We start from the raw sequence: 5,808 nt of genomic DNA on the forward strand, positions 1-5,808 counted from the left end.
GCCGCGGTGGGGTACTTAGCCCTCTTGGCTCCGCTCCACGGGAAGGGTCTCCCTCAGGATGGCCCGCACCCTTTCCCCGGGGATGGTCTCCTCCCGGAGGAGCTCCTCGGCGATGCGGTGCATGGCCTCGGCGTGCTCCAGGAGGACCTGGCGGGCTTTGGCGTAGGCCTCGTCCAGGATCTTGCGGATGTCCTCGTCAATAAGGCGGGCGGTTTCCTCGGAGTGGTCCTTCTTCTTGGCGATCTCCTCGCCCAGGAAGATGGGCCCCGAGTCCGAGCCCCAGGCGACGTTTTTGAAGTGCTCCCCCATGCCCCAGTCCAGGACCATGCGCTTGGCGATCCCCGTGGCCCGCTTGAAGTCGTCCTGGGCCCCGGTGGTGACGGTCCCGGTGAAGAGCTCCTCCGCCGCCCGGCCCGCCATGAGCACGGAAAGCTCGTCCATGAGGTGCTCCCGCGAGACCAGGACCCTTTCCTCGGGCTTGCTCCAGCGGGCCCCCAGGGCCATCCCCCGGGGGACGATGGAGACCTTCTCCGTCTTGTCGGCGTGGGGCAGCACCTCCCCCACCACGGCGTGCCCCGCCTCGTGGTAGGCCACGGCCCGGCGCTCCTCCTCGGAGAGCTTCAGGGCAGGCCGCTCCAGGCCGAGGACGATCTTGTCCAGGGCCTTGAGGAAGTGCTCCTTGCGGATCCTTTTTTCCCCGTCCCTGGCGGCGAGGAGGGCGGCCTCGTTCACCAGGTTTTTGAGGTCCGCCCCGGAAAACCCCGGGGTGAGGTGGGCGAGCTCCAAGGCGTCCACGTCCTCGGCGATGGGTTTGTTCCTCATGTGGACGAGGAGAATCTCCTTGCGCTCCTCTAAGGAGGGGAGGCCCACCACCACCTGGCGGTCAAAGCGCCCGGGGCGGAGGAGGGCCGGGTCCAGGATGTCGGGGCGGTTGGTGGCGGCAAGGACGATGACGGAGGTGTCCTTCTCAAACCCGTCCATCTCCGAGAGGATCTGGTTCAAGGTCTGCTCCCTCTCGTCGTGGCCGCCCCCGATCCCTGCCCCCCGCTTCCTGCCGATGGAGTCCAGCTCGTCAATGAAGATGATGCTGGGGGCGTTCCTGCGGGCGTCCTCAAAGAGGCTCCGCACCCGGCTCGCTCCCACCCCCACGAACATCTCCATGAACTCGCTGGCGGAAACGGAGAAGAAGGGCACCCCCGCCTCCCCGGCCACCGCCCGGGCGAGGAGGGTCTTGCCGGTGCCGGGTGGGCCCACGAGGAGCACCCCCTTGGGGATCTCGGCCCCCAGCTCCAGGTACTTCTTGGGGTTTTTGAGGAAGTCCACCACCTCCATGAGCTCCCGCTTGGCCTCCTCGTGGCCCGCCACGTCCTTGAAGGTGGTGCTGACCCGCCTCTCCTTGCCGTAGAGCCGGGCCCGGCTCTGGCCGAACTGCATCACCTGGCCTGCCCCCCCTTGGGCCCGCATGAAGAAGAACCAGAAGAAGAGGACGAGGATCAGGGTGGGGCCCACGTAGAGGAGGAGCTGGGGCCAGAAGGAGGGGGGCTTGGTGACCACCTTGACCCCGTTCGCCTCGAGGAAGCGGAGGAGCTCGGGGTCCTGGACCTGGGCGGGGGGCAGGGGCACCTGGAAGCGCCTCGCCACCTGGCTTCCCCCCTGGGGGGTGGGGAAGCGCTCGGGTTCCTTGAGGAGGCCCAGGATGCGGGTTTCCTCCAGGGTGACCTCCGCCACCTTGCCCTGGCGCACCAGCTCCCGAAAGCCCGTGTAGGAGAGGGTGGGGGCCGGGGGCCCGGTGAAGGCGGTGTAGGCCAGGTAGCCGAGGAGAAGCAAGAGCACCAGGGTGAAGGGGTTGATTCGCTGCGGCAACATCTACCTCCCTTGCCCTATGGTAGCGCCTTACGGGTGAAAGGACTGAGGCCTGTGGTATCCTCTAGCGGCGATGAGGGGGGTCCTCGAGGCCCTGCACCAGGGGGATTACGACACCGCCATTGAGCGCCTCACCCGCAAGGCCCTCTTCGGGCGGAAGGAGGAGGCCAAGGAGGCCCTTCTCCTCCTCGCCGAGGTCCACAGCCTCTATGGGGTGGAAGGCCTGGAAAAGGCCTACCGGGCCTTAGAGGAGGCCTATGAGCTCGGGGGGCTGGAGTACCACCCCCTCTACCGCGCCCTTTTGGGGGAGCTTCTCGCCCTGGAGGGGCGGCCCGAGCGGGAGGTCCTCCCCCTCTTCCTCCCCACGGAAGACCCCCGGGCCCGCTACCACCAGGCCCAGGCCCTCTTCTACCTGGGGAGGTTTGAGGAGGTCCTGGCCACCCTGAGGCCGGGCCTCCCCGCCTTCCTCGCCTGGCGGGCGGAAGGGCTGAGGGGGCGGGCCCTGGAGCGCCTGGGCCGCCACGAGGAGGCCGCCTTGGCCTACGAGCGGGGGGCGGAGCTCGCCTTGGGCCTGGAGCGCTACTGGCTCCTCCTGGACGCCGCCGCCATGTGGCTGGAGGCGGGGGAGGGGGAAAGGGCCCTCCTCGCCCTGGAGGAGGCCGAGGCCGCGGTGGGAGAAGAGGGCCCCGAAGACGAGGCCACCCGCCACTACCTCCTGGCCCGGGCCCACCTCCTCCTGGGGAACCCCAACCGGGCCCTGGAGGAGGCGAGGCGCGCCCTGGAGCTTGAGGAGGAGGGCGGCCACAAAGCCTACGGCACCCCCATGGTGGCGGGGCAGGCCCTTTTGCAGCTCGGCCGCTACGAGGAGGCCATGGCCGCCTACCGGGAGGCCCTGGCCCGGGCCGAGGAGGGGGAGCGCCCCTACGTGCTCCACGAGATGGGGGTGGCGGCCCTGGACCACGGGGCCTACCTCGAGGCCGAAGGCTACCTCCGCGAGCTTCTGCGGGAGGAGGGCTATCCTTACCGGGCCCAGGCCCTGGCCGACCTGGCCGAGGCCCTGTACCGCCAGGGGCGCTACGCCGAGGCGGAGGAGGCGGCCAAGGAGGCCATGCGCCAGGGGGCCGAGGCCTCGGGGGAGCTGATCCTCGGCCACATCGCCTACGACCTCATGCACCTGGAGGACGCCCTCCTCCACTACCGGAGGGCGGCGGAGCGGGCCGAGGAGGGGAGCCGGGAGTGGGTGGGGGCCCAGGAGATGGTGGTGGACACCCTGGCCCAGCTCGGCTACCGCTCCCCGGAGGAGATCCTGGCCCGCACCGAGGCGGTCCTGCCCCACGTCCACCCCGCCGACGAGTGGCACCAGACCCTCCTGGCCTACCGGGAGCGGGCGGAGGCCCTCCTCCGGGAAGGCCGGCGGCCTAACTAGCCCCCTTGCGCAAGGGGGCGAGGGCCCTAAGCACTTCCTGGGACCTTAGGGGCTTTGGGAGGTGGAGCACCCGTAAGGGGCGGAAGAGGAGGCCTGGCGGGGTTTCGCTCACCACGTAGAGGGAGGCGAGGCGCCCTTCCGGGGTGCTCCGCACCCTTCGCGCCGCCTCCAGGGCCCGCTCCCCTTGCAGGATCACCCCCTTGGGCCGCTCCTTGAGGAGGCGCAAGAGGCCCTCGAGGTCCTTGGCCAGGAGCACCCGGAAGCGGTGGGCCTCCAGGAGGTAGAGGAGAAGCCTTCGCACCACCCCGCTTTCCGCCAGGACCGCCACCAGGGGGTCCTCGGCGAGGAGGGTGGAGGGGCGGAGGAGGCCCCGGCTTTTCATCTCGTGGAGGAGGTGGTAGACCTCCTCCTCGGGAAGGCCCGACATGAGGGCCACGCTCCGGGCCCGCCGCACCCCGTCCAAAAGCTCCAGCACGCTCCAGGCCTCCGGGGAGAGGGGGTGGCGGGTGGGGTCCTCGGCCAGGTGCAGGACCTCGTCCGGGTCCACCTGGCCCCGCCGCCACTCGTCCAGGCGGCGGGCGGCCTCCATGAGGGCCCAGCCCGTGTCCAGGGTCTGGGGCAGGGCCACCTGGCTTCCCTCCACCAGGGGCTCGGCGAGGACCTCCCCCTCCTTTTCCCCCAAAAGGGTGGCCAGGGCCTCGAGGACCTGGGCGGTGAGGGCCTCTCTGAGTTCCTCCTCCCCGATGAGGCCGAGCTCCAGGGCGAGAGCCCCAAGGGGGGTGCCGGGGTTCTCCTGCCCTTGGCGCTCCACCAGTTCCTGCACCTCCTCCAGGGTGAGGTGCCCTAGGCGCACCAGGTACTCCCCGAGGTGCGGCCCGGGCTCGGTGCGGGCGTAGAGGATGCGCCCCGAAAGGAGGTGTACCCGGCCGTAGACCCTGCCCTGGAAGCTCACCACCGCGTTTTTGCGGCCCGCCTCCAGGGCCTTCAGGAGCTCGCCCAGGTCCAGCTCCTCCAGGGTGGCCCGGATCATAGGAGGGGTTCTAAGGGAAGGGGGAGGCCCAGGTGGCGGTAAGCCAACTCCGTGGCCACCCGGCCCCTGGGGGTGCGCTTGAGGAGGCCCTGCTGGATCAGGTAGGGCTCGTGGACCTCCTCCAGGGTGCCTGGGTCCTCGGAGAGGGCGGTGGCCAGGGTCTGGAGGCCCACCGGCCCGCCGCCGAAGCGCCCGATGAGGACCTCGAGGATCTCCCGGTCCCGCTTTTCCAACCCGAGCTCGTCCAGGCCCAAGGCCTCCAGGGCCTCCAGGGCCCGCTCCCGGGTGATGACCTCCTCCCCAGCCACCTGGGCGAAGTCCCGCACCCGGCGGAAAAGCCGCTTGGCGATCCGCATGGTGCCCCGGCTCCTCCTCGCGATCTCCCGGGCGGCCTCCTCGGTGACGCCTACCCCCAAAAGCCTGGCGTCCCGCCTGATGCCCTCGGCCAGCTCTTCCAGGGAGTAGTAGTCCAGGTGCTCCACGATCCCGAAGCGGCTCCTTAAGGGCGCGGTGATGAGGCCGGGGCGGGTGGTGGCCCCGATGAGGGTGAAGCGGGGAAGCTCAAGCCGGATGGTCCTCGCCGCCGGTCCCTGGCCCACCACGATGTCCATGGCGAAGTCCTCCATGGCCGGGTAAAGGTGCTCCTCCGCCTGGCGGCTTAGGCGGTGGATCTCGTCAATGAAGAGGATGTCCCCCTCCTCCAGGGAGTTGGCCAGGATGGCGGCCAGGTCCCCCGGCTTCTCAATGGCGGGCCCGGAGGTAACCCGGAGGTTCACCCCAAGCTCGTAGGCGATGACGTGGGCCAAAGTGGTCTTGCCGAGGCCCGGGGGACCGAAGAGGAGGAGGTGCTCCAGGGGCTCACCCCGGGCCTTGGCGGCCTCGAGGTAGACCCTGAGCTTGTTCTTCAGGCGCTCCTGGCCGATGTACTCGTCCAGGCTCCTGGGCCTTAAGGCGAGGTCCGAGGGCGCGTCCACGCCCTTTCATGATAGCCTTTTCCCGTGAGGAAGACGGTCAAGGACTTCCGGGAGGCCAAGGGAAAGCGGCTCGTCTATCTCACCGCCTACGACTACCCCACGGCCCGTCTGGCCGAGGCCGCCGGGGTGGACGCCATTTTGGTGGGGGATTCTTTGGGAATGGTGGTCCTGGGCTACCCCTCCACGGTGCCCGTGACCCTGGAGGAGATGCTCCACCACACCAAGGCCGCCCGCAGGGGGGCCCCGGAGACCTTCCTCGTGGCCGACCTTCCCTACCTCGCCTACGCCACCCCGGACCGGGCCCTTGCGGCTTCCGAGCGGCTCCTTAAGGGCGGGGCCCTATACCGACGCCCAGGTCCTGGTCTTCCACGACGTGGTGGGGCTCTACGGGGAGTTCAAGCCCCGTTTCGCGAAGCGCTACCTGGAGGGGGGAAGGCTTTTCCAGGAGGCCCTAGCCCGCTACGCCGAGGAGGTGCGGCAGGGGGTTTTCCCGGGCCCGGAGCACAGCTTCTAAG

At 69.8% G+C, this 5,808-nt stretch carries 4 protein-coding genes and 1 pseudogene; 2 read left to right on the top strand and 3 right to left on the bottom strand.

Annotated features, from left to right (window positions below; translation table 11 throughout):
* Positions 1-15: 15 nt before the first annotated feature.
* Positions 16-1,863 (bottom strand): ATP-dependent zinc metalloprotease FtsH, encoded by a 1,848-nt coding sequence (gene ftsH, locus ABJK26_RS05160; protein ID WP_347241197.1) that lies wholly within the window; start codon positions 1,861-1,863, stop codon positions 16-18.
* 73 nt (positions 1,864-1,936) lie between these two features.
* On the opposite strand from ftsH, the gene ABJK26_RS05165 reads away from it, so the two are divergent.
* Positions 1,937-3,289, top strand: coding sequence for a CDC27 family protein (locus ABJK26_RS05165; protein WP_347241194.1), 1,353 nt, complete (start codon positions 1,937-1,939; stop codon positions 3,287-3,289).
* Here the strand turns inward: ABJK26_RS05165 and ABJK26_RS05170 are convergent.
* Together ABJK26_RS05170 and ruvB are read right to left on the bottom strand one after the other, a co-directional pair.
* Entirely contained in the window at positions 3,282-4,319 is a 1,038-nt protein-coding gene (locus ABJK26_RS05170) for a DUF4388 domain-containing protein (protein WP_347241195.1), read from the bottom strand. The genes ABJK26_RS05165 and ABJK26_RS05170 overlap by 8 nt on opposite strands.
* The gene (ruvB, locus tag ABJK26_RS05175; RefSeq protein WP_347241196.1) at positions 4,316-5,293 is read right to left on the bottom strand and encodes a Holliday junction branch migration DNA helicase RuvB; all 978 of its coding nucleotides are present in this window, start codon (positions 5,291-5,293) and stop codon (positions 4,316-4,318) included. Before ruvB ends, ABJK26_RS05170 begins: the two co-directional genes overlap by 4 nt.
* A 24-nt stretch (positions 5,294-5,317) precedes the next feature.
* Between ruvB and ABJK26_RS05180 the strand changes: the two are divergent.
* Positions 5,318-5,807, top strand: a pseudogene (locus tag ABJK26_RS05180) (3-methyl-2-oxobutanoate hydroxymethyltransferase).
* Position 5,808 lies beyond the last annotated feature (1 nt).

This window comes from Thermus sp., from assembly GCF_039793865.1.
In the GTDB taxonomy this organism is placed as follows: domain Bacteria; phylum Deinococcota; class Deinococci; order Deinococcales; family Thermaceae; genus Thermus.